This is a genomic window from Pseudomonas sp. PDNC002 (genome assembly GCF_016919445.1).
GTDB lineage: Bacteria > Pseudomonadota > Gammaproteobacteria > Pseudomonadales > Pseudomonadaceae > Pseudomonas.
Genome location: NZ_CP070356.1, coordinates 356267 through 378557, shown reverse-complemented (window position 1 = coordinate 378557; position 22291 = coordinate 356267). Strand labels below are relative to the sequence as shown.

The window sequence follows — 22291 nt, the reverse complement described above, 5'->3', positions numbered from 1 at the left end:
GTCAGCCGGGAAATCCCGGCTTTTTTGCGTCCGCGAGAATGATCTACGAGAGCCATGTGGCAGGAATTCGGCAAAGCGTTCTGTCTGTTGCTGGTGCTGGAAGGCATCCTTCCATTCCTGTATCCGCGTGGTTGGCGCGACGCCGTGAGCGGGCTCGGGCGCCTTGGCGACCGCAGTCTGAGACTCATCGGGCTGGGCAGCATGCTGCTCGGCACCATCCTTCTTTACTGCATTCATTGAAGTGCCGCCCGGCTGAAAGGGGAGAGGCGACATGGCAACGGTAGATCGCTGGCTACTGCCAGATGGGATCGAAGAAGTGCTGCCACCGGAGGCGGCGCGCGTTGAAGCAGCCCGCCGTCAGGTGCTGGACCTGTTCCAGCGCTGGGGCTACGAGTTCGTCGTCACCCCGCATATCGAATACCTGGAATCCCTGCTGACCGGTGCCGGCCAGGATCTGGACCTGCGTACCTTCAAGGTCACCGACCCGGCTTCCGGGCGCCTGATGGGCTTCCGCGCGGATATCACGCCGCAAGTCGCCCGCATGGACGCTCATAGCCTGCGTCGCGAAGGTCCGAACCGCCTGTGCTACGCCGGTAGCGTGCTGCATGCCCGTCCGCGTGCGCTGGCCACCTCGCGCAGCCCGATCCAGTTGGGTGCCGAGCTTTACGGCGATACCGGTTCGGCCGGTGACGTCGAAGTCATCAGCCTGCTGCTCGACATGCTCGAGATGGCCCAGGTGCCGGACGTGCACATGGACCTCGGTCACGTCGGCATCTACCGTGGCCTGGCGCAGGCGGCCGGACTGTCCGGCGAAGTCGAGCAACTGCTCTTCGATGCCCTGCAGCGCAAGGCCGTGGATGAAGTTGCTGCACTGACCGAAGGCCTGCCGGTGGAACTTGCCGGCATGCTGCGTGCGCTGGCCGAGCTGTGCGGCAGCCGTGATGTGCTGAATCAAGCGCGCGAAGTGCTCGCGGGTGCGCCGGCTCCGGTGCAGGCCGCGCTGGCCGACATCACCGCCATCGCCGATTCGCTGGCTGCGCGCTTCCCGCAATTGCCGCTGTACTTCGACCTTGGCGAATTGCGCGGCTATCACTATCACACGGGCGTGGTGTTCGCCGCGTTCGTGCCTGGCGTTGGCGAGTCCATCGCCCAGGGCGGTCGTTATGACGACATCGGTGCCGATTTCGGCCGTGCGCGTCCGGCGACTGGTTTCTCTACCGACCTCAAGACCCTGGTCACTCTCGGCCGCGCCCAGCTCGATGAGCCGCGCACTGGAGTCTGGGCGCCGGCCGATGGGGCTGGCTTGTGGCAGGCGGTGCAGCAGTTGCGCCGTCAGGGCGTGCGCGTCGTACAAGCGCTGCCCGGGCAGGATGCGGCTTCGGCCACCGAAGCGGGCTGCGACCAGCAACTGCTGGCTCGCGATGGCAATTGGCAGGTGGTCGCGCTCTGAGGTGCGCCACTTCGAGTTTTCGCCGGCCGCGGCCGGCACCGAACATCCACGATGGGGACAAGAGTTATGGGTAAGAATGTCGTAGTCCTGGGCACCCAGTGGGGTGATGAGGGCAAAGGCAAGATCGTCGACCTGCTGACCGACCAGGCTGCTGCCGTGGTGCGTTACCAGGGCGGCCACAACGCCGGTCATACCCTGGTCGTCGCAGGCGAGAAGACCGTACTGCACCTGATTCCGTCGGGCATCCTGCGCGAAGGCGTGCAGTGCCTGATCGGTAACGGCGTGGTGCTGGCACCCGATGCGCTGATGCGCGAGATCGCCAAGCTGGAAGAGAAGGGCGTACCGGTGCGCGAGCGCCTGCGCATCAGCCCGTCCTGCCCGCTGATCCTGTCCTTCCACGTAGCCCTGGACCAGGCTCGCGAGAAGGCCCGTGGCGACGCGAAGATCGGCACCACCGGTCGCGGCATCGGCCCGGCCTACGAAGACAAGGTGGCCCGTCGCGGCCTGCGCGTCGGCGACCTGTTCCACCGCGAACGCTTCGCCGCCAAGCTGGGCGAGCTGCTGGACTACCACAACTTCGTCCTGCAGAACTATTACAAGGAGCCGGCCGTCGACTTCCAGAAGACCCTGGATGAGTGCATGGCCTACGCCGAAGAGCTGCGTCCGCTGATGGCCGACGTGACCTCGACTCTGCACGACCTGCGTCGTGCCGGCGAGAACATCATGTTCGAAGGCGCTCAGGGCTCGCTGCTGGATATCGACCACGGTACCTACCCGTTCGTCACCAGCTCCAACACCACCGCTGGCGGCACCGCTACCGGTTCGGGCTTCGGTCCGCTGTTCCTGGATTACATCCTGGGCATCACCAAGGCCTACACCACCCGCGTAGGCTCCGGCCCGTTCCCAACCGAGCTGTTCGATGACGTCGGCGCGCGCCTGGCCAAGGTTGGTCACGAGTTTGGCGCCACCACCGGCCGCGCCCGTCGTTGTGGCTGGTTCGATGCCGTCATCCTGCGTCGCGCCATCGAGATCAACAGCCTGTCGGGCCTGTGCCTGACCAAGCTGGACGTCCTCGACGGCCTGGAAACCGTGCGCATCTGCACCGGCTACCAGAACGCCGATGGCGAACTGCTGACCGACGCCCCGACCGATGCCGACAGCTACATCGGCCTGCAGCCGGTCTACGAAGACCTGCCGGGCTGGAGCGAATCGACCGTTGGCGTCCAGTCGCTGGACGGCCTGCCGGCCAATGCGCGTGCTTACATCAAGCGCATCGAGGAGCTGGTCGGTGCGCCCATCGACATCATCTCCACCGGCCCGGATCGCGCCGAGACCATCGTCCTGCGCCACCCGTTCGCCTGATCCATACGCTGTACCGCAACGGGCCGCTCATGCGGCCCGTTGTCGTTTCTGTCCTCCGCGGTTTGCGGCTCGGCACGCGCTTTGCTGGTGAAACGGATCGGCGCGCTGTCTGCGCCAGAGATCCGTTGCCTACCGGAGGAAGCCCGCCGTGTCCGCCGTCCTGTCTCTCCTGCGCAGCCGCCTGCTGCGCCCCGCTTTCATCGCCCTCGGAATCGCGCTTCTGGTGCAGCTGGTCATCGCCCTCTGGCTAACCCGCACCACGGTCGATGGGCTGGTCAACAACCTGGGTGCGCACCTGGGTAACGAATCGCAACGCCTGGCTGGCGAGCTGGAGCAGGCGGGCAAGGAAGTTTCCACGGGTCTGAACGACCTGTCGGCCCGCACTCGTGAACGGCTGGGGTCAGCGCTTTCAGCTCGCCTCGAAGAAGAGCAGGGCGAACTGCGCCAGAGTCTGGAGCAGGGCTTGCGCCAGTCCGCCACCGAATTGGCGCAACTGCTGGCTGCCGTGGCGCCCAAGGCCATGTGGGACAACGATGTGCCGACGCTCTCCGACTATGCGCGCCGCGCCCAGAGCAATCCCAATGTGCTGTTCGTGATCTATGACGATCCGCAAGGGCAGCACCTGACGCGCTATCTCAATCGCGAGGACGCACGGGTCAAGGCGCTGCTGGAAAAGGGCAAGGGTGAGCGGGCCCTGGACAAGGTGCTGGAAGCCGCCAGTCATGACAGCTCGGTGTTTCTCGTCGAGGCGCCCATCAGCCCGAATGGCGTGGAAATCGGCAAGGTGCGTCTGGGTGTTTCCACCGATGCCATCGAGAAGCAGATTGCTGCGCTGGACCAGCGCTTCTCCGCCCTGGTCGCCAGCGGCGATCAACTGGTGGGCGACAGCCTGGCCGGCGCTGCCGCCGATAGCACCAAGGCGCTGACCGCGCGCCTGCAGGCGGCGAAGCAAGCCGCAGAAGGCATGAGCCAGGGCGCGAAGGTTTCCATCGAAGAAGCGGCCGGCACGCTGCGCTGGCGGATCGGCATGGGGTTGGTGCTGGTCGGGCTGGGCGTACTGCTGTGCCTGGCGATCGTGCTCGGTCATCGTGTGGTGAATCGCCTGCGTCTGCTGATCAACGCATTGAATGACCTGGCGGCCGGGGAGGGTGACCTGACTCGCCGGGTGCGCCTGGACAGCCGCGACGAGTTGGGTGAAATGGCGACGGCGGTGAACCGCTTCGTCGACAAGCTGCAGCCCATCGTGCGAGAGGCCGGGCAGGTCGCTCAGCAGACCGGCAGTGAAATTGCCGCGCTGGCCAGTCGCAGTGCCAGCGCCGAGGCGGCGGCGGATCGACAGCGCAACGAGGTGGCGGGCAGCCTGGAGGCGCTCTCCGGGATGGCGGCGGAAGCGGAAATGGAAAGCCGCTCCATGCAGGCAGCTTTGGCGCGGGTCGGCGAGATCCGTAAGGCGGCGCAGGACAATGCAGCCATTGCCCGCAAGGTCGGTGGCCTGATCGAAACCCTGGAGTCGCGCGTGCAGAGCGGCGCTGGCGTGATCGAGCGCCTCGCGCGGCAAAGCGAGCAGATCGAAGTGGTGCTCTCGGTGATCCATGGCATCGCCGAGCAGACCAACCTGCTGGCACTGAACGCCGCCATCGAAGCGGCGCGCGCGGGTGAAAGTGGGCGCGGTTTCGCCGTGGTGGCGGACGAGGTGCGGGCGCTGGCGAGCAAGACCCAGCAGTCGACTGGCGATATCCAGTCGCATATCGGTGCGTTGCAGCAAGGGGCGCGGGAGGCAGTCTCCGCTATCGGGCAGGCTCGTGAGCAGGCTGTTCAGGGGCTGGCCGCGTTGCAGGATAGCGAGCGGCTGCAGCGTGAAGTGCAGAGTGCGGTGGAGGAAGTGCATGGTGCCATCGAGGCGGCGACCCATTCGGCGCAGCAGCAGGCGGCTGGCGCTGCGGCGGTGCGTGGCCGGGTCGAGGTGATCCATGCTGAGGCGAGTCGCGCAGCGGAGGCGGTGAGTGCGACGGCCAGCAGTGGGCGCGTGCTCGATGGGTTGGCGGAGCAGTTGCGCGCCAGTCTGGGGCAGTTCAAGGCTTGAAGGTATTTTTGTAGGAGCGGACCCTGTCCGCGATAGGTCCGCATCGCGCCGGAAGCCATCGCGGACGGAGTACGTTGGGTTCCGGATGGCAGAAAGCCGAAAACGAAAAAGCCGAGCAGTGCTCGGCTTTTTCGTTTGAAGATGGTGCCCAGGAGAAGACTCGAACTTCCACGGTGTTGCCACCGCTAGGACCTGAACCTAGTGCGTCTACCAATTCCGCCACCTGGGCATGCTTTTCAGCATGGGGTGCGATGATCGCTCATCGTCTTGCGGTGATGCAACCTTGGGTTGCATCGGGCGGTCTATCGTTCGGTTATCAGGGTTCCGAACCCGCCGGGATAAAATCTGTCAGTGACTGACTTTATCCTTGAATAAGTGGTGCCCAGGAGAAGACTCGAACTTCCACGGTGTTGCCACCGCTAGGACCTGAACCTAGTGCGTCTACCAATTCCGCCACCTGGGCACTGGAGTCGATGATTGCTCATCGTTTCCGTGTTACAACGTCTGTCTGACGCTGTGGGCGCGAACTATACGGAGAGCGTTTTCGCTTGTAAACCCCTGATGCGATAAAAAATTTATTCTTGCCCAAAGCTGACCGACGAGCGGATTTCGCGCTTCAATAAGCAGATGGCGAACCATACCCCTATATATAAGGTGACCGCACTTTAATGGCCGATTGGCAAAACCTCGATCCCGAGGCCGCCCGCGAGGCGGAAAAATACGACAACCCTATTCCCAGCCGCGAACTGATTCTGGCGCACCTCGCCGAACGCGGCGCGCCCGCCACGCGGGCCCAATTGCTCGATGAGCTCGGCCTCTCCGGCGAAGAGTCGGAAGAAGCGCTGCGGCGTCGTCTGCGCGCCATGGAGCGCGACGGCCAGCTCATCTATACACGCCGTGGCGCCTATGCGCCTGTGGACAAGCTCGACCTGATTCTCGGCCGCATCGCTGGCCACCGCGACGGCTTTGGCTTCCTGATCCCCGACGATGGCAGCGACGACCTGTTCCTCAGCCCGACGCAGATGCGCCTGGTATTCGATGGTGACCGGGCCCTGGCGCGCGTTTCCGGCTTCGACCGTCGTGGTCGCCGCGAAGGCGCCGTGGTGGAAGTGGTCGAGCGCGCCCACGAGACCATCGTCGGCCGCTATTTCGATGAAAGCGGCATCGGTACGGTCGTGGCCGATAACCCGAAGATCCAGCAGGAAGTGCTGATCCCACCGGGCAAGGCTGGCAAGGCCAAGCACAATCAGTTCGTCCAGGTGCGCATCGATGTCTGGCCGAGCGTGCATCGCCAGGCCCAGGGCGAAGTGGTGGAAGTGCTCGGCGACTACATGGCGCCGGGCATGGAAATCGAAGTTGCGCTGCGCAGCTACGACATTCCCCACACCTGGCCCGAGGCCGTGGAGAAGGAAGCGGCCAAGCTCAAGCCTGAAGTGCTGGAGAAGGACAAGGAAAAACGCGTTGACCTGCGTGCCCTGCCTTTCGTCACCATCGACGGCGAGGATGCCCGCGACTTCGATGACGCGGTCTATGCCGAGAAGCGCAAGGGCGGCGGCTGGAAGCTGTTCGTCGCAATCGCTGACGTCTCTCATTATGTGAAGGTCGGTTCGGCCCTGGATGAAGAAGCGGCCAAGCGTGGCAACTCGGTGTACTTCCCCGAGCGCGTGATTCCGATGCTGCCGGAGATTCTCTCCAACGGCCTGTGCTCCCTGAATCCGCTGGTGGATCGCCTGGCCATGGTCTGCGAGATGAATCTCTCCAAGGCCGGCAAGATGACCGACTACCAGTTCTACGAGGCGGTCATCCATTCCCACGCGCGACTGACCTACACCAAGGTCAGCCAGTACCTGGAAACCCCCGACAGCCCCGAAGGCCAGCGCCTGAAGGAACAGCTGCCGGCGGTGGTGCCGCACCTCAACACGCTGTATGACCTGTACAAGGTCCTGGTCGGCGCGCGCCATGTGCGCGGAGCCATCGATTTCGAGACCCAGGAAACCCGCATCGTCTTCGGCGCGGACCGCAAGATCTCGGAGATCCGCCCGACCCAGCGCAACGATGCGCACAAGCTGATCGAGGAATGCATGCTGGCGGCCAACGTGGCCACCGCCAAGTTCCTCGAGAAGCACGGCATTCCGGCGCTGTACCGCGTCCACGACGGCCCGCCGCAGGAGAAACTGAACAACCTGCGCCAGTTCCTCGGCGAACTGGGGCTGACCCTTTACCGCGGCAAGGGCGACCCGACCCCGGCGGATTACCAGAAGCTGCTGGAGTCCATCCAGGGCCGCCCGGACCTGCAACTGATCCAGACCGTGATGCTGCGCTCGCTGAGCCAGGCGGTGTACAGCCCGGAGAATGCCGGTCACTTCGGCTTGAACTACGAGGCCTACACCCACTTCACCTCGCCGATCCGCCGTTATCCGGACCTGCTGACCCACCGCGCCATTCGTGGTCTGATCCGCTCCAAGGCGGCGTCGGAGCACGTGCAGCGCGTCGGGGCGGCGAGCATGCCGAAGGCGCGCATCTATCCGTACGACGAGGCGCGTCTGGCGCAACTGGGCGAGCAGTGCTCGATGACCGAGCGCCGCGCCGACGAAGCGACCCGTGATGTCACCAACTGGCTGAAGTGCGAGTTCATGCGCGAGCGCGTGGGCGAGACTTTCCCGGGTGTGATCACCGCAGTGACCGGCTTCGGTATCTTCGTCGAACTGACCGATATCTATGTCGAAGGTCTGGTACATGTCACCGCGCTGCCGGGCGACTACTACCACTTCGACGCCGTGCATCACCGCCTCGCAGGTGAGCGTACCGGCCGCAGCTTCCGCCTTGGCGATACCGTCGAAGTGGTGGTTGCCCGTGTCGACCTGGACGAGCGCAAGATCGACTTCGAACTCTCGGATAACGTGCTCAGCGCGCCTATCGGCCGCAAGAAGCGCGGCGAGAAGGCTGAGCCGGTCGCCAAGGGCAAAGCGGCCAAGGGCAAGGCGCCCAAGGGTGTGATTGCGAAGGACAAGCCGGCCAAGGCTCCTCGTGCCGTCGCGGACGATCCGTATCTCGCTCCAGATGTCGCTGTGCAGCCGCGCAAGCGCAGGGTTGGCGTGGTCCAGGCGCTGCCGTCGGTGGCGCCGGAGATGCTCGCCAAGGCTGAGGAAATGCTTGGCAATACCGATGTGCGCAAGAGCCGCGAAGTGAAGAAAGCGCTGCTCGAAGAGGCCAAGGTCGGCGGCAACAAGCCTGCCGCTGGCAAAGGCAAGGGTGGGCCTGCGGCGGGTAAGCCGCGCAATCCTTCGAAACAGAAGGCCCGCTCTGGCAAATCGACCAAGCATCGCAAGGGGGCGTCGCAGCCTAAGGCGGGTGCATCGACTGGCGCTCCGGCAGGCAAGGGTAAGGCGAAGAAATGAGTCAGTGGGAAAAGGTCTACGGGGTCCATGCCGTAGAAGCGTTGCTGCGCCACCACCCCAAAAGGGTCAAGCAGCTCTGGCTGGCTGAAGGCCGGCATGATCCGCGCGTCCAGGCGCTGGTCGAGCTGGCTGGCCAGGTCCGCGTGCCGGTGGGCACGCGCGACCGCAAGGAACTGGATGAGTGGGCCGAAGGCGTGCACCAGGGCGTGGTCGCCGAGGTCAGCCCGAGCCAGGTGTGGGGCGAGAACATGCTGGAGGAGCTGCTGGAGCGCTCCACCGGCCCAGCCCTGCTGCTGGCGCTGGACGGCGTCACCGATCCGCACAACCTTGGCGCCTGCCTGCGCACCGCCGATGCGGCCGGCGCGCTGGCGGTCATCGTGCCGAAGGACAAGTCCGCGACCCTCAACGCCACCGTGCGTAAGGTCGCGTGCGGCGCCGCTGAGGTGATCCCGCTAGTGGCGGTTACCAACCTTGCGCGCACCCTGGAGAAACTCCAGCAACGTGGCCTGTGGATCGTCGGTACAGCCGGCGAGGCGACCCAGATGCTCTACGAGCTCGACCTCACCGGACCGACCGTGCTGGTGATGGGGGCTGAGGGCAAGGGCATGCGCCGCCTGACCCGCGAGCACTGCGACTATCTGGCCAAGCTACCGATGCAGGGCAGCGTCAGCAGCCTGAACGTCTCGGTGGCCACCGGCGTCTGCCTGTTCGAGATCGTCCGCCAGCGCCAGCTCAAGGCCGGCGCCTGACGTCCCCACGCGAGGCGGCCTGTGCCGCCTCGCGCTGTTCAAAGTTTCACCAGTTTTCCTTGCGCCACCCGGCGCGCTTCTCTAGAATGTCGGCCCTTGTCGTCCGGGCAGGCGTTTGCGCGTCCTTCCGAGCGGCAAGGAAAAAATCATTCACTCCTTGTCTGACCGCTTAGTCGGCAGGCTGCAATCCGTAAGGAGCATTTATGCGTCATTACGAAATCGTGTTCCTGGTTCACCCGGACCAGAGCGAACAAGTCGGTGGCATGGTCGAGCGTTACACCAAGGCCATCGAAGAAGACGGCGGCAAAGTCCACCGTCTGGAAGACTGGGGCCGTCGTCAGCTGGCTTACGCCATCAACAACGTGCACAAGGCTCACTACGTTCTGATGAACGTCGAGTGCACCGCCAAGGCCCTGGCAGAGCTGGAAGACAACTTCCGCTACAACGACGCCGTGATCCGTAACATGGTCATCCGTCGCGACGAAGCCGTTACCGGCCAGTCCGAAATGCTGAAGGCCGAAGAGAGCCGCAACGAGCGCCGTGAGCGCCGTGAGCGTCCCGAATCGAACGAGGGCGAGTCCGCTGACGGCGATGATAGCCGCGACAGCGCTGACGAGTAATCCCGGACCAGTATTGAGGAGCCACACACATGGCACGTTTCTTCCGTCGTCGTAAGTTCTGCCGTTTCACCGCTGAAGGCGTGAAAGAGATCGATTACAAAGATCTCAACACCCTGAAGGCCTACGTTTCCGAAACCGGCAAGATCGTTCCGAGCCGTATCACCGGCACCAAGGCCAAGTACCAGCGTCAGCTGGCGACCGCTATCAAGCGCGCCCGCTACCTGGCCCTGCTTCCCTACACCGACAGCCACGGCCGTTGATCGGGCAGTCGACTGGAATTGATGGATAGATCGCATGCGCGCATTGGCTGAATTTGTCATGCGAGGCCGCATGCAGGCGACCCTGGTGGTCGTCGCAGCCGCGGTACTGCAGCCGTTGTTCTGGCTCGGTGCCGCAGCAGGCAGTCTGGTGCTGTTGCGCCGCGGCGCCGGTGATGCCTTTGGCATCCTGGTGTGGGCGATGCTTCCGGCACTGGCCTGGTGGTACCTGGGTGACCCCAGCGTAAGTCTGGTTCTGATGGGTAGTGCCGTGCTGGCGCAGGTTCTGCGCAGCAAGGTGTCCTGGAACCAGGTGATGCTGGCGAGCGTTGTGCTCGGTGCGGTGTTCGTGCTGCTGCTCAGCACGGTGTCGGCCGGGTTGGTCGTGGGTCTTGCCGATGCATTCGGCAAGGCGCTGCCGCAGGTTCTGGCCGAAGCCAAGCTTTCGCCGGAACAGATGGCCGCCCTGCAGGCGGAGATGGTTCCGACCATCACCGGCCTGATGGCAGCCTCGCTGCAGACGATCAGCCTGTTGTGCCTGATGCTGGCGCGTTATTGGCAAGCAGTGCTGTACAACCCGAAAGGGTTTGGCAGCGAATTCCGCGCCTTGCGCCTGTCGCCGGGCACGGCCATCGCGCTGTTGGTTGGCGTTGTGGCACTGCCCTTTGCAGGGCCCGCGGCCACGATGTTGGCGCCGCTGTGCATGATCCCGCTGCTGTTCGCCGGGATCGCACTGGGGCACGGCCTGGCCGCGCTGAAGAAGCTTCCGGGCTTCTGGCTGGCACCGCTGTACCTGCTGGTATTCGTACTGGGCAATGTGATCTGTCTTGTCGCCGTAGTCGACAGTCTGTTTGATTTTCGCGGTCGTCTGGCGAAGCGCCAGAAAGCTGCGAACGGTGAAGGTTAAAAGTTAAGAGGTAAGACTCAAATGGAAGTCATCCTGCTGGAAAAGATCGCCAAACTGGGCAACCTGGGCGACAAGCTGAACGTAAAGGGCGGTTACGCTCGTAACTACCTGCTGCCGCAGGGCAAAGCCACTGCTGCCACCGCTGCCAACGTCGCTGCTTTCGAAGAGCGCCGTGCAGAGCTGGAAAAAGCCGCTGCTGAGAAAAAAGCCGTTGCTGAAGCTCGTGCTGCCCAACTGGCCGAACTGATCGTGACTATCGGCGCCCACGCTGGCGACGAAGGCAAACTGTTCGGTTCGATCGGTACCCGCGACATCGCCGACGCCGTTTCGGCTGCCGGCTACCCGCTGGAAAAGAGCGAAGTTCGCCTGCCCGACGGCGCCCTGCGCGCTGTAGGCGAATACAACATCGAAGTGCAACTGCACATGGATGTTGATGCAACCCTGCACGTGGTTGTAGTCGCCGAGTAAGCGATCCGTCGCTAGGACGTTTCGCACGGCTTGCCTGTACGAAGCTGTCCGCTAACAATGGGCACGGCACCGAATCTCGGTCCGTGCCCTTTGTTTTTTCCGCCGTTTGATTCTCTCCTACGAAGAGCCAACACGAAGAGCCCATGAACGACATCACCATTCCCGAGCAATACGACCTGCAGACCGCTTCCCTCAAGGTGCCGCCGCACTCGATCGAAGCTGAACAGGCGGTGCTGGGCGGCCTGATGCTCGACAACAATGCATGGGAACGCGTCTCCGACGCCGTGTCCGATGGCGATTTCTACCGCCATGACCATCGCCTGATCTTCCGCGCCGTCTACAAGCTCGCCGAAGGCAACCAGCCGATCGACGTGGTGACGCTCTCCGAGATGCTCGAGCGCGAAGGCCAGTTGTCCCAGGTAGGCGGCCTTGCCTATCTCGCCGAGTTGGCGAAGAACACGCCCTCCGTGGCGAACATCAAGGCCTACGCCAACATCATCCGTGAGCGCGCCACCCTGCGGCAGTTGATCGGCATCAGCAGCGACATCGCCGACAGCGCCTTCAACCCCGAAGGGCGCAGCGCCAACGAAGTGCTCGACGAAGCCGAGCGCAAGATCTTCGAGATCGCCGAAGCGCGTCCCAAGAGCGGCGGTCCGGTGGGAATCGGCGACATCCTGGTCAAGACCATCGACCGCATCGACCACCTGTTCAATACCGCGGACGCGCTGACCGGTATTTCCACGGGCTTCACCGATCTGGACGAGAAGACCAGCGGTCTGCAGCCGTCCGACCTGATCATCGTGGCCGGTCGACCGTCCATGGGTAAGACCACCTTCGCCATGAACCTGGTGGAGAACGCCCTGATGCGCAGCGACAAGGCCATCCTGGTGTATTCCCTGGAGATGCCCTCCGACTCCATCGTGATGCGTATGCTCGCCTCGCTCGGGCGCATCGACCAGACCAAGGTGCGTACGGGCAAGCTGGACGATGAGGATTGGCCGCGACTGACTTCGGCGGTCAACCTGCTCAACGATCGCAAGCTGTTCATCGACGACACCGCCGGTATCTCGCCCTCGGAAATGCGCGCGCGTACCCGCCGTCTGTCCCGAGAGCACGGCGAGATCGGCCTGATCATGGTCGACTACCTGCAGCTGATGCAGATTCCTGGCTCCGCCGGTGACAACCGGACCAACGAGATCTCCGAGATCTCCCGCTCGCTCAAGGCGCTGGCGAAGGAGTTCAACTGCCCGGTGGTTGCGCTCTCCCAGCTCAACCGCTCGCTGGAGCAGCGCCCGAACAAGCGCCCGGTGAACTCCGACCTGCGCGAATCTGGAGCGATCGAGCAGGACGCCGACGTGATCATGTTCGTCTACCGAGACGAGGTGTATCACCCGGAGACCGAGTTCAAGGGCGTCGCCGAGATCATCCTCGGCAAGCAGCGTAACGGTCCCATCGGCACCGTGCGCGTGGCCTTCCTCGGCCGCTACAGCCGCTTCGAGAACCTCGCGCCCGGCATGTACAACTTCGAAGACGAGTAACGATGCCGCATTCCGCGTGACCGACGGGCGCCTTAAGATAGGCGCCCGTTTTCATTGCAGAGGCCGCCATGCGCCCGCTCGTCGCTTACGTCGATCTAGCCGCCATTCGCCACAACTACGCCGTCGCCAAGCGCTGCGCGCCCGGGCGCGAGGCCTTTGCGGTGGTCAAGGCGAACGCCTACGGGCACGGTGCGCGGGAAGTGGTGAGCTGCCTGCACGACGAGGCCGACGGCTTCGCGGTGGCCTGTCTGGAGGAGGCCGCCGAGGTGCGCGCCCTGCACGCCGGCGCGCGCATCCTGCTATTGGAAGGCTGTTTCGAGCCGGCGGAATACCTGATTGCCGCCCAACTGCGCCTGGACGTGGCAGTGCAGGGGCCGGAGCAGGCCAAGGCGCTGCTCGCCGCGCAACTGCCGACGACGCTGAACGTGTGGATGAAGCTGGATTCGGGAATGCACCGCCTGGGCTTCTCGGCGGATGCGCTGCGTGACTGGCATCCGCGCCTGCGTCAGGCGCCGCAGGTGGCCGAGCTGAACCTGATGAGCCACTTCGCCAACGCCGATGTGCGCGGCGACGAGCTGACCGAAGACCAGGTGGCCTGCTTCCTCAGCATGCTGGATCTGGATTTCGACCAGCGCTCGCTGGCCAACTCGGCCGCCGTCCTGACTATTCCTGCCGCGCATATGGACTGGGTTCGCCCCGGCATCATGCTCTATGGCGCCACGCCCTTCGCCGACATCGGCGCTGCCGAACTGGGTCTGCGCCCGGCCATGAGCCTTGAGGCCCAGCTGATCGCCGTGCGCAATGTGGAGATCGGCGACAGCGTCGGTTACGGCGCCACCTGGGTGGCCGAGCGACCATCGCGTATCGGTACGGTGAGCTGCGGTTATGCGGATGGTTATCCGCGCCATGCGCCGGCCGGTACGCCGGTCCTGGTCGAGGGCCAGCGCGTGCCCCTGGCCGGGCGCGTCTCGATGGACATGCTGGCGGTGGATCTCACCGACCTGCCGAATGCCGCCGTGGGCGATCGCGTCGAGCTGTGGGGCGTCAACTTGCCAGTGGATGAGGTGGCAGCCCATGCGGGGACCATTGGCTACGAGCTGCTGACCAAGGTCACCGCCCGCGTGCCGCGCCGCTATCGCAGCTGATCAGACGCGGTCTTCGCTTTCCAGCCATTAGCTTTCCAGCCAGAGCTCGCTGGTCTCGCCGCTGCTTTCGCTGGCGATGGCATAGCTCGCCCGGCCGTTGCCCTTTACTTCGTAGAGCGCCTGGTCCGCGGCCTTGTAGAGCTTGCTGAACTGTATGGCATGGCTGGGATAGATGGCGACGCCGATGCTCGGCGTGACGCGCAGCTCCAGGCTGTCGAACTTCACCGGCCGCGACAGTTCGTTGAGGATGCGGCAGGCGATCTCCTTGGCGTGTCCTTCGGCATCCGGGCCGGCAATCAGCGCGGCGAATTCGTCTCCGCCCAGGCGCGCCACGCAATCGCTGCCGCGCACGCACTGGCGCAGGCGGTTGCCGACGTTCTGCAGCATGAAATCACCGGCGTCATGACCGTGGCTGTCGTTGATCGGCTTGAAGTGGTCGAGGTCGATCAGCATCAGTGCCAGGGTTTCGCCGTTCAGTTGGGCATGGTTCAGTGCGTGTTCGGCGTGTTCCACCAGGTAGCGGCGATTCGGCAGGCCCGTGAGCGGGTCGTAGTGCGCGGCGTGTTGCAGCTGCACTTCGCGTTCGCGCAGTAGCTGATTGCTCTGGGTCAGTTCGGCGGTGCGCTCGGCGACGGCCTTGGCCAGGTCATGCTGCGCGCTCTGCATCAGCGTCAGGCGTGCGCTCTTTTCGCGGTCGGCCTGCTCCAGTGCCACGGCGCGCTCGCGCTTGAGGCCCTGGATGCGCGAGGTGAGGGCGAAGGAGAACAGTACCGATTCCATGGCCACGGCGATGGGGAAGATGTACGAGGTCAATGGCGAGGGCTGCACTACGCCGGTGGCGCGCATTACCGAGATGCTCACGCTGGTCAGCACCAGGCCGAAGCCGAGCATGTAGAGGAAGGCCGGGAACGAACCCTGGCGCCAGCGCACCACGGCGCCGCCGAGTGCTGCCGGGACGCCGATTAGGGTGATGACGACCAGCATCCAGCCGGCGGGGCCGCGCAGTTGCAGGGCTCCGAGGGCGATGGTCAGCACGTACAGCACGCAGTTGAGGTTCAGCAGCCAGTGCGACCAGCGCACGTGCCGGCGAGTCTGCAGCAGGGTGATGGTGAAGCGGTGCACGCACAGGCCCCAGAACGAGGGCAGCGTGATGCGGTCCAGCCACCAGGGCACCGGATGGTCCGGCCAGAAATACTCGAAGCCATGCCCGGTCATGCCCAGGCTGAAGAGCAGCGCGCTGGCGGTGGTCAGCACGTACCAGAAGTACGCCGGGTCGCGCAGGGTCAGCAGGATGAACAGGTTGTACAGCAGCAGCGCGGCGATCAGGCCGTAGATCACGCCGAGGAACAGGTTGGTGTCGGCGCGGTGTTCCTGCAGGTCGTCCAGCGACCAGATGCGCAGCGGGAAGGAGTTGCCGGCGGGGTCCTGGACGCGCGCATAGAGGCGCACCGGGCCAATACCTTCGGGCAAGTGGAACAGCGGCCGGCGGTACTGGCGGTCGCGGCCCTGGGCAAAGGGCACGGCCTCGCCGGAAAGCACCTCGCGGTAACCGCCTTCCGAGTCCGGTAGATAGACGCGAAGGTCCTGCAGATTGACCGCGTCCACTTCCAGCCACCAGCCGCCCAGCGGCGTTGCCTGGCGATCCAGGTCCAGGCGCAGCCACCAGCCGTCGGGGCTCTGGCCGACGCTGGTACGGCCATTGGCCGGCACGAAGTCGCGGCTGGACCGCACGGCGTCCAGCGTCAGTGGGCCGTCGCGCTCCTGCAGCAATTCCAGGTGATCATTGAGCCACGCGCCGCTGGCCTTGTCGTCCAGCTCGAAGGCGAGCGCCGTGTGGCAGAACAGCAGGGTGAGCAACAGCACGAAGGCACGACGCACGACAGGCACTCCCTGGCCTGGCGGGATGGCCAGGCGTACTGCGGATAGTGGCTGAAGTATAGCCAGATGATGGCATTGGCAATCTACCGTGTGCCGGTTAGATCGCCGGCTAAATCTGAGCTCACTAGTCGGATTTGTACACTTTTTGTGCTATATTCCGCGCCCGCGTTTTTCCGCGATACCTACTTAGAGATACCCGGTGCCCGTGATGCAAGCCGCCAAGCCGTTGTTCGACTATCCCAAGTTCTGGGCCGAGTGTTTCGGCCCGGCGCCGTTCCTGCCTATGAGCAAGGAAGAGATGGATCAGCTGGGCTGGGATTCCTGCGACATCATCATTGTCACCGGGGATGCCTACGTCGACCATCCGTCGTTCGGCATGGCCATCATCGGTCGCCTGCTGGAAGCCCAGGGCTTCCGCGTCGGGATCATTGCCCAGCCGGACTGGCAGTCGAAAGACGACTTCATGAAGCTGGGCAAGCCGAACCTGTTCTTCGGCGTCGCCGCCGGCAACATGGACTCGATGATCAACCGCTACACCGCCGATCGGAAGATCCGTTCCGATGACGCCTACACCCCAGGCGGCAACGCCGGCAAGCGCCCGGACCGTGCCAGCATGGTCTACAGCCAGCGCTGCCGTGAGGCGTACAAGGGCGTGCCGATCGTCCTCGGCGGCATCGAGGCCTCGCTGCGCCGCATCGCGCACTACGACTACTGGCAGGACAAGGTCCGCCATTCGATCCTGATGGATGCCAAGGCCGACATCCTGCTGTTCGGCAACGCCGAGCGCGCTGTGGTCGAAGTGGCCCAGCGCCTGTCCGCCGGTGAGTCCATCGAGTCGATCACCGACGTGCGCGGCACCGCGTTCGTCCGTCGCGACACCCCCGAAGGCTGGTTCGAGCTGGATTCCACCCGCATCGACCGCCCGGGCAAGATCGACAAGATCATCAACCCCTACGTGAACACCCAGGACACCGCCGCCTGCGCGATCGAGCAGGGCAAGGGCCCGCAGGACGATCCGAACGAAGCCAAGGTGGTGCAGTTGCTGCCCAACCCGAAGCTGACCCGCGAGCGCACGGTGATCCGCCTGCCGTCCTTCGAGAAGGTGAAGGGCGATCCGGTCCTCTATGCCCACGCCAACCGCGTGCTGCACCTGGAAACCAACCCGGGCAACGCCCGTGCGATGGTCCAGCGCCACGGCGAGACCGACGTATGGTTCAACCCGCCGCCCATTCCGCTGACCACCGAGGAAATGGACTACGTCTTCGGCCTGCAGTACGCGCGCGTCCCGCACCCGGCGTATGGCGGCGAGAAGATTCCGGCGTACGAGATGATCCGCTTCTCGGTGAACATCATGCGTGGCTGCTTCGGCGGCTGCACCTTCTGCTCCATCACCGAGCACGAAGGCCGGATCATCCAGAACCGCTCGGAAGACTCGATCATCCGCGAGATCGAGGAAATCCGTGACAAGGTGCCGGGCTTTACCGGCGTCATCTCCGACCTCGGCGGCCCGACCGCGAACATGTACCGCATCGCCTGCAAGGACCCGGAGATCGAGCGTCACTGCCGCAAGCCGTCCTGCGTCTGGCCGGGTATCTGCGAGAACCTCAACACCGACCATTCCTCGCTGATCCAGCTGTACCGCCGCGCCCGCGACCTGCCGGGGGTGAAGAAGATCCTCATCGCCTCGGGCCTGCGCTACGACCTGGCCGTGGAATCCCCGGAGTACGTCAAGGAGCTGGTGACGCACCACGTCGGCGGCTACCTGAAGATCGCCCCGGAGCACACCGAGGAAGGTCCGCTGTCGAAGATGATGAAGCCGGGCATCGGCAGCTACGATGCCTTCAAGCGGATGTTCGAGAAGTTCTCCAAGGAGGCGGGCAAGGAGCAGTACCTGATCCCGTACTTCATCGCCGCGCACCCGGGCACCAGCGACGAGGACATGATGAACCTCGCCCTGTGGCTCAAGCGCAGCGGTTTCCGCGCCGACCAGGTACAGGCCTTCTACCCGTCGCCCATGGCCACCGCCACGGCCATGTACCACTCGGGCAAGAACCCGCTGCGCAAGGTCACCTACAAGAGCGATGGTGTGGAGATCGTCAAGGGCGAGCGTCGTCGCCGCCTGCACAAGGCCTTCCTGCGCTACCACGACCCGAACAACTGGCCGATGCTGCGCGAGGCCCTGAAGGAAATGGGCCGCGCCGATCTGATCGGCAACGGCAAGCACCAGCTCATTCCCACGCACCAGCCGACCGGCGACAGCGGCTACCAGAGCGCGCGCCGCAAGAACTCCACCCCGGTGGGCAGCAAGAAGGCCGGCAAGCCGTTGCTGACCCAGCACACCGGCCTGCCGCCGCGCGCCAGCGATGGCTCCAAGCCGTGGAACAAGGCTGCCGAGGACAAGGCGACCGGCTACGCCAAGGGCAAGAAGCGCACCACCAAGCGCCAGCCGAATATTCCGCGCTGATCGTCCGGCGCTGAGCCTTCGAAAAGGCGTGACCGCTGCTAGGCGGTCACGCCTTTTTCATGGAAGAAGCCGACGTAGGCCTTGTCCACCTTCAGGATGTGGTGGGTCAGCCAGCCCTTGAGCAGCTCCAGCGCCTCGACCGATACCACTTCGCCGTCCTCGTGGCGGTACAGCAGGTCGATGATCTGCCGGTTGAAGCGGTCGTGCTCGGCCTTGTGCGCCTCCTCCTCGGGATAGCCCAGGCGCTGGAATAGCACTTCCTCGACGATGAAATGGTTCATCGTGTATTCCACCAGTTGCTCCAGCAGTTCGCCCATTGGCGGGCCCTGGTCGTCCAGGCCGCGCAGGCGGTCATACAGCGCGTTGGTCAGGTCGACCAGCCAGCGGTGCTGCTCGTCGATCCGCTCGATTCCAATCACGAACTCGTCGTTCCAGGGCATGAAGCTCATCCGTGCACTCCTTGGGTTGGAAGCGCAGATCATCCCGATCCGCCGGCGCGAAGCCGTGACGTCAATCAATCAAAGTGCGAAGTGACTGAGGGGCTGGCGTGGCGCGGGATGTAGGAGTATTCTCGGCTTTATTTGGTACGATAGTTCCATATCATAAAAACAAGACCGGAGCCCGCCATGCGTCTCGCTACCCTCTCTCTTCTCGCATTCTCCGTTGCACTGGCCGCCTGCGGCGAAGGCGACAAGCCCACCGCCGCCGTCAGCAGCGACTTCCAGAAGGACTTGCAGGCGCGCCTGATCAAGGCCAAGACCGGCGATGTCATCGATATTCCCGCCGGCACCTACCACCTGGACCGCAGCCTGAGCCTGAAGGTGGACGGCGTGACCATCCGTGGCGCCGGCATGGACAAGACCATCCTCAACTTCAAGAACCAGAAGGCTGGCGCCGAGGGGCTGTTCGTCGACGCCTCGGACTTCACCATCGAAGGCCTCGCCATCGAGGACACCAAGGGCGATGGCCTGAAGGTGATCGGTGGCAAGAACATCGTCATCCGCAACATCCGCACCGAATGGACCAACGGCGCCTCCACCGATAACGGCGGCTACGGCATCTACCCGGTGCAGACCGAAAACACCCTGCTCGAAGGCAACGTCGCCATCGGCGCCTCCGACTCGGGCATCTACGTCGGCCAGTCGCGCAACGTGGTGGTGCGCAATAACCGCGCCGAGCGCAACGTCGCCGGCATCGAGATCGAGAACACCATCGGCGCCGACGTGTACAACAACGTCGCCACCGACAACACCGGCGGCATCCTCGTCTTCAACATGCCCAACCTGCAGCAGCCGGGGCGTGGCACCCGCGTCTTCGACAACGACGTGCAGGGTAACAACCACGAGAACTTCGGCCACAAGGGCACCCCGGTGGCCAGCGTGCCGGCAGGCTCGGGCGTGGTGGTGAACTCCAACGACGACGTGGAGATCTTCAACAACAAGATCGGCAACCACAAAACCGCCAACGTCATCATCAGCAGCTACTTCAGCACCAACTATTCGCAGAAGGCTACCCAGCCGAACTTCGACCCGTATCCCGAAGGCATCTTCATTCACGGCAACACCTTCGGACCCGGCGGCGACAGCCCTGACCACCTGGAGCTGAAGGCGCTGAAAGTCGCCAAGTTCGGTCTCACCGGGCACCTGCCGGATATCCTCTGGGACGGCTACTTCAACGAGAAGAAACTGGTCGACGGCAAGCTGCCCGAAGCCCTGGCCATCTGCATCGACAACGGCAATGCCGGCATCGTCAACGTCGACGGTCCCAACGGCTACAAGAACATCAGCACCGACATCAGCTCGCACCAGTGCAAGCTAAAGCCGCTGCCGAAGATCGAGCAGGCCGGCCTGGGTGAAAAGGGCAACAAGGCATGATGAAACCCGCTTCGTTCCTGTTGTCGCTCGCCCTGGCCGCTGCGGTGGCCGGGTGCGGGCAGGAGAGCAAGCCGCGTTATCAGCCCGACGGCGACGACTACCCGGAAAAGCTCAGCGGCTGGGGCATGCTGCACCTGGCGGACGGTCACCTGACGCCGGCCGCCGAGGTGTTGCCCTATGACCTGAACACGTCGCTGTTCACCGACTACGCGCACAAGCTGCGCACCGTGTGGATGCCCGAGGGCCAATCGGCGCAATACGCCGAGGACCGTTTCGACTACCCCGTCGGCACCGTACTGACCAAGACCTTCTATTACCCGAAGGACGCCCAGGGCAACCTGTTGCAGAACAGCCAGGACGACCGCGATCCCAAGGTCGGCCTGGACATGTCCCGTGTTCATCTGGTGGAAACCCGCGTGCTCGTGCGGCAGAAAGACGGCTGGGCCGCGTTGCCCTATGTCTGGGACGCCGACCAGCGCGAGGCGCGCCTGGAAGTGGCCGGTGACAGCCCGGCGCTGGAGCTGACCGCCGAGGACGGCAAGAAGACCGCCTTCACCTACATAGTCCCGGACGCCAACCAGTGCTCCGAATGCCACGCCGAGCAGAAGGGCGCCGGCATTGCGCCGTTGGGGCCCAAGGCGCGTCACCTGAACAAGGACTTCGCCTACGCCGACGGCAGCGAGAACCAGCTGCAGCACTGGCAGGCGCGCGGCTTCCTCAAGGGTCTGCCGGCGCTGGCGCAAGTTCCGCAGAACGCCCTGTGGGGGCATCCGCGCCCTGGTGAGGATCTGGAAAAGCAGGCGCGCAGCTACCTCGATGCCAACTGCTCGCACTGCCACAACCCCAAAGGCGCGGCGCGCACATCGGGTCTGTACCTCGATCCGCATACGCCGGTTTCCATTGCCTATGGCATCTGCAAACCACCGGTGGCGGCGGGTGGCGGCACGGGCGGACGGCTGGAGGATATCCACCCCGGCAGCCCCGAGAAGTCCGTGCTCAGCTACCGTGTCGGCAGCGATAAACCGGGCGACATGATGCCCGAGCTGGGCCGCGCGCTCGTGCACCATGAAGGCCTGGAAATGCTCAACCGCTGGATCAGCTCGCTGCCCGGCGACTGCTGAGGGAAACCGCCCGGAGCCCGCCAGGGCTCTGGGCTGCGCGTTGCGACGAGCAAACCGCTGGGGCCGTGCTAGCGTTCATCTGGTCCCTTTCTCTCGCAGGTGCGCTTCCATGGACGATACGAACATCATCAATGTGGGTACGGAGAAGATCAACGCACTGTGGGCGACGGTTTCGCAGTACGCGCTCGCGTTCGGTGTGAAGATCCTCGTAGCCATTCTCTTCTGGGTACTCGGTCGCTGGCTGATCAGCTTCGCCGTCGGCATGGTCGAGAAAGCCCTGGCGCGACAGAGCGTCGACCCCACGGTCCTGCGCTATGTCGGGTCCTTCATCACCGTCACCCTGAACATCCTTCTGGTCGTCGGCATCCTCGGCTACTTTGGCGTCCAGACCACCAGCCTCGCGGCGCTCATCGCAGCCATCGGCCTGGCCATCGGCATGGCCTGGTCTGGCCTGCTGGCCAATCTGGCGGCCGGCGGCTTCATCATCGTGCTGCGGCCCTTCAAGGTTGGCGATTTCATCTGCGCCGGCGGTGTGACCGGCACCGTGAAGGAAATCGGTCTGTTCGCCACCGCGATCAACACCCCGGACAACGTCCTGACCCTGGTGGGCAACAACAAGATCTTCAGCGACAACATCCAGAACTTCACTCATAACCCCTTCCGCCGCGTGGATCTCAAAGCCCAGCTCTCCGGCGCCGCCGACTGGCAGGCCGCCGCCGCCGTCCTCAAGCAGCGCATCGCGGCGGTTCCCAATGTGCTGAGCGATCCGCCGGTGGACGTGGAGATCCTCGAGTTCAACCTGGTCGGCCCGGTGCTCGCGGTGCGTCCGTACTGCCATAACGACGCCTACTGGCAGGTCTACTTCGATACCAACCGCACCATCAAGGAAGCGCTCGGCACCGACTTCCCGGCGCCGATGCCGGCGCAGACGGTAATCGTGCAGCAATCGGGGAGCTGACGAGCCCCATGCAGAAGAA

General features: G+C 64.2%; 18 protein-coding genes and 2 tRNA genes. 16 read left to right on the top strand and 4 right to left on the bottom strand.

Features of this window, described 5'->3' with window-relative positions; translation table 11 throughout:
* Nucleotides 1-54 precede the first annotated feature (54 nt).
* From JVX91_RS01850 to JVX91_RS01835, 4 genes are all read left to right on the top strand, one after another.
* Nucleotides 55-240, top strand: a complete 186-nt coding sequence (locus JVX91_RS01850; RefSeq protein ID WP_205337757.1) for a DUF2065 domain-containing protein — start codon at nucleotides 55-57, stop codon at nucleotides 238-240.
* A gap of 31 nt (nucleotides 241-271) precedes the next feature.
* Nucleotides 272-1450, top strand: a complete 1179-nt coding sequence (locus tag JVX91_RS01845; RefSeq protein WP_205337756.1) for an ATP phosphoribosyltransferase regulatory subunit — start codon at nucleotides 272-274, stop codon at nucleotides 1448-1450.
* Between the two features lie 66 nt (nucleotides 1451-1516).
* Nucleotides 1517-2812, top strand: coding sequence for an adenylosuccinate synthase (locus tag JVX91_RS01840; RefSeq protein ID WP_205337755.1), 1296 nt, complete (start codon nucleotides 1517-1519; stop codon nucleotides 2810-2812).
* A 148-nt stretch (nucleotides 2813-2960) separates the two neighbouring features.
* Entirely contained in the window at nucleotides 2961-4895 is a 1935-nt protein-coding gene (locus JVX91_RS01835; protein WP_205337754.1) for a methyl-accepting chemotaxis protein, read from the top strand.
* Between the two features lie 142 nt (nucleotides 4896-5037).
* On the opposite strand, the gene JVX91_RS01830 is transcribed toward JVX91_RS01835, so the two are convergent.
* Nucleotides 5038-5124: transfer RNA gene (locus tag JVX91_RS01830), tRNA-Leu, on the bottom strand.
* 147 nt (nucleotides 5125-5271) lie between these two features.
* Nucleotides 5272-5358 (bottom strand) — tRNA-Leu (locus JVX91_RS01825).
* A 205-nt stretch (nucleotides 5359-5563) separates the two neighbouring features.
* Here JVX91_RS01825 and rnr point away from each other — a divergent pair.
* The 8 genes from rnr (at nucleotide 5564) to alr (ending at nucleotide 13977) form a co-directional block, all read left to right on the top strand.
* Nucleotides 5564-8293, top strand: coding sequence for a ribonuclease R (rnr, locus tag JVX91_RS01820; protein WP_205337753.1), 2730 nt, complete (start codon nucleotides 5564-5566; stop codon nucleotides 8291-8293).
* Nucleotides 8290-9042 carry a 23S rRNA (guanosine(2251)-2'-O)-methyltransferase RlmB gene (gene rlmB / locus JVX91_RS01815; protein ID WP_205337752.1) on the top strand — a complete coding sequence of 251 codons (753 nt, stop codon included), beginning with the start codon at nucleotides 8290-8292 and terminating at the stop codon, nucleotides 9040-9042. The genes rnr and rlmB overlap by 4 nt, the downstream gene beginning before the upstream one ends.
* 203 nt (nucleotides 9043-9245) lie before the next feature.
* Nucleotides 9246-9662: a 30S ribosomal protein S6 gene (rpsF, locus tag JVX91_RS01810; RefSeq protein WP_205337751.1), complete on the top strand. Its 417-nt coding sequence runs from the start codon at nucleotides 9246-9248 to the stop codon at nucleotides 9660-9662.
* Nucleotides 9663-9691: 29 nt separating this feature from the next.
* Nucleotides 9692-9922, top strand: coding sequence for a 30S ribosomal protein S18 (gene rpsR / locus JVX91_RS01805; protein WP_003095634.1), 231 nt, complete (start codon nucleotides 9692-9694; stop codon nucleotides 9920-9922).
* A 34-nt stretch (nucleotides 9923-9956) separates the two neighbouring features.
* Entirely contained in the window at nucleotides 9957-10826 is an 870-nt protein-coding gene (locus JVX91_RS01800; protein WP_205337750.1) for a hypothetical protein, read from the top strand.
* Between the two features lie 21 nt (nucleotides 10827-10847).
* Nucleotides 10848-11294, top strand: a complete 447-nt coding sequence (gene rplI / locus JVX91_RS01795; RefSeq protein ID WP_205337749.1) for a 50S ribosomal protein L9 — start codon at nucleotides 10848-10850, stop codon at nucleotides 11292-11294.
* Between the two features lie 143 nt (nucleotides 11295-11437).
* Nucleotides 11438-12832, top strand: coding sequence for a replicative DNA helicase (gene dnaB / locus JVX91_RS01790; protein ID WP_205337748.1), 1395 nt, complete (start codon nucleotides 11438-11440; stop codon nucleotides 12830-12832).
* A gap of 68 nt (nucleotides 12833-12900) precedes the next feature.
* A complete protein-coding gene (alr, locus tag JVX91_RS01785) occupies nucleotides 12901-13977 on the top strand; it encodes an alanine racemase (protein ID WP_205337747.1) in 1077 nt (358 codons plus the stop codon).
* A gap of 27 nt (nucleotides 13978-14004) precedes the next feature.
* Here alr and JVX91_RS01780 read toward each other — a convergent pair whose 3' ends face one another.
* Nucleotides 14005-15855 carry a diguanylate cyclase gene (locus tag JVX91_RS01780; protein WP_205337746.1) on the bottom strand — a complete coding sequence of 617 codons (1851 nt, stop codon included), beginning with the start codon at nucleotides 15853-15855 and terminating at the stop codon, nucleotides 14005-14007.
* 208 nt (nucleotides 15856-16063) lie between these two features.
* Here JVX91_RS01780 and JVX91_RS01775 point away from each other — a divergent pair, with 208 nt between their 5' ends.
* Nucleotides 16064-18319: a YgiQ family radical SAM protein gene (locus JVX91_RS01775; RefSeq protein ID WP_205337745.1), complete on the top strand. Its 2256-nt coding sequence runs from the start codon at nucleotides 16064-16066 to the stop codon at nucleotides 18317-18319.
* A 38-nt stretch (nucleotides 18320-18357) separates the two neighbouring features.
* Here JVX91_RS01775 and JVX91_RS01770 read toward each other — a convergent pair whose 3' ends face one another.
* Complete coding sequence (locus JVX91_RS01770) at nucleotides 18358-18768, bottom strand: bacteriohemerythrin (RefSeq protein WP_205337744.1); 411 nt, start codon at nucleotides 18766-18768, stop codon at nucleotides 18358-18360.
* A gap of 177 nt (nucleotides 18769-18945) precedes the next feature.
* On the opposite strand from JVX91_RS01770, the gene JVX91_RS01765 reads away from it, so the two are divergent.
* The 3 genes from JVX91_RS01765 to JVX91_RS01755 all read left to right on the top strand — a co-directional run bounded on the left by JVX91_RS01765 (nucleotide 18946) and on the right by JVX91_RS01755 (nucleotide 22272).
* The gene (locus tag JVX91_RS01765) at nucleotides 18946-20193 is read left to right on the top strand and encodes a parallel beta-helix domain-containing protein (protein ID WP_205337743.1); all 1248 of its coding nucleotides are present in this window, start codon (nucleotides 18946-18948) and stop codon (nucleotides 20191-20193) included.
* Nucleotides 20193-21314, top strand: a complete 1122-nt coding sequence (locus JVX91_RS01760) for an SO2930 family diheme c-type cytochrome (protein WP_205339909.1) — start codon at nucleotides 20193-20195, stop codon at nucleotides 21312-21314. The genes JVX91_RS01765 and JVX91_RS01760 overlap by 1 nt, the downstream gene beginning before the upstream one ends.
* A 109-nt stretch (nucleotides 21315-21423) precedes the next feature.
* The gene (locus JVX91_RS01755) at nucleotides 21424-22272 is read left to right on the top strand and encodes a mechanosensitive ion channel family protein (RefSeq protein WP_205337742.1); all 849 of its coding nucleotides are present in this window, start codon (nucleotides 21424-21426) and stop codon (nucleotides 22270-22272) included.
* Nucleotides 22273-22291 lie beyond the last annotated feature (19 nt).

Coding starts and splice junctions, on each gene's coding strand:
- JVX91_RS01850 (WP_205337757.1), top strand. CDS start 55: ATGTGGCAGGAATTCGGCAAAGCGTTCTGTCTGTTGCTGGTGCTGGAA.
- JVX91_RS01845 (WP_205337756.1), top strand. CDS start 272: ATGGCAACGGTAGATCGCTGGCTACTGCCAGATGGGATCGAAGAAGTG.
- JVX91_RS01840 (WP_205337755.1), top strand. CDS start 1,517: ATGGGTAAGAATGTCGTAGTCCTGGGCACCCAGTGGGGTGATGAGGGC.
- rnr (WP_205337753.1), top strand. CDS start 5,564: ATGGCCGATTGGCAAAACCTCGATCCCGAGGCCGCCCGCGAGGCGGAA.
- rlmB (WP_205337752.1), top strand. CDS start 8,290: ATGAGTCAGTGGGAAAAGGTCTACGGGGTCCATGCCGTAGAAGCGTTG.
- rpsF (WP_205337751.1), top strand. CDS start 9,246: ATGCGTCATTACGAAATCGTGTTCCTGGTTCACCCGGACCAGAGCGAA.
- rpsR (WP_003095634.1), top strand. CDS start 9,692: ATGGCACGTTTCTTCCGTCGTCGTAAGTTCTGCCGTTTCACCGCTGAA.
- JVX91_RS01800 (WP_205337750.1), top strand. CDS start 9,957: ATGCGCGCATTGGCTGAATTTGTCATGCGAGGCCGCATGCAGGCGACC.
- rplI (WP_205337749.1), top strand. CDS start 10,848: ATGGAAGTCATCCTGCTGGAAAAGATCGCCAAACTGGGCAACCTGGGC.
- dnaB (WP_205337748.1), top strand. CDS start 11,438: ATGAACGACATCACCATTCCCGAGCAATACGACCTGCAGACCGCTTCC.
- alr (WP_205337747.1), top strand. CDS start 12,901: ATGCGCCCGCTCGTCGCTTACGTCGATCTAGCCGCCATTCGCCACAAC.
- JVX91_RS01775 (WP_205337745.1), top strand. CDS start 16,064: ATGCAAGCCGCCAAGCCGTTGTTCGACTATCCCAAGTTCTGGGCCGAG.
- JVX91_RS01770 (WP_205337744.1), bottom strand. CDS start 18,768: ATGAGCTTCATGCCCTGGAACGACGAGTTCGTGATTGGAATCGAGCGG.
- JVX91_RS01765 (WP_205337743.1), top strand. CDS start 18,946: ATGCGTCTCGCTACCCTCTCTCTTCTCGCATTCTCCGTTGCACTGGCC.
- JVX91_RS01760 (WP_205339909.1), top strand. CDS start 20,193: ATGAAACCCGCTTCGTTCCTGTTGTCGCTCGCCCTGGCCGCTGCGGTG.
- JVX91_RS01755 (WP_205337742.1), top strand. CDS start 21,424: ATGGACGATACGAACATCATCAATGTGGGTACGGAGAAGATCAACGCA.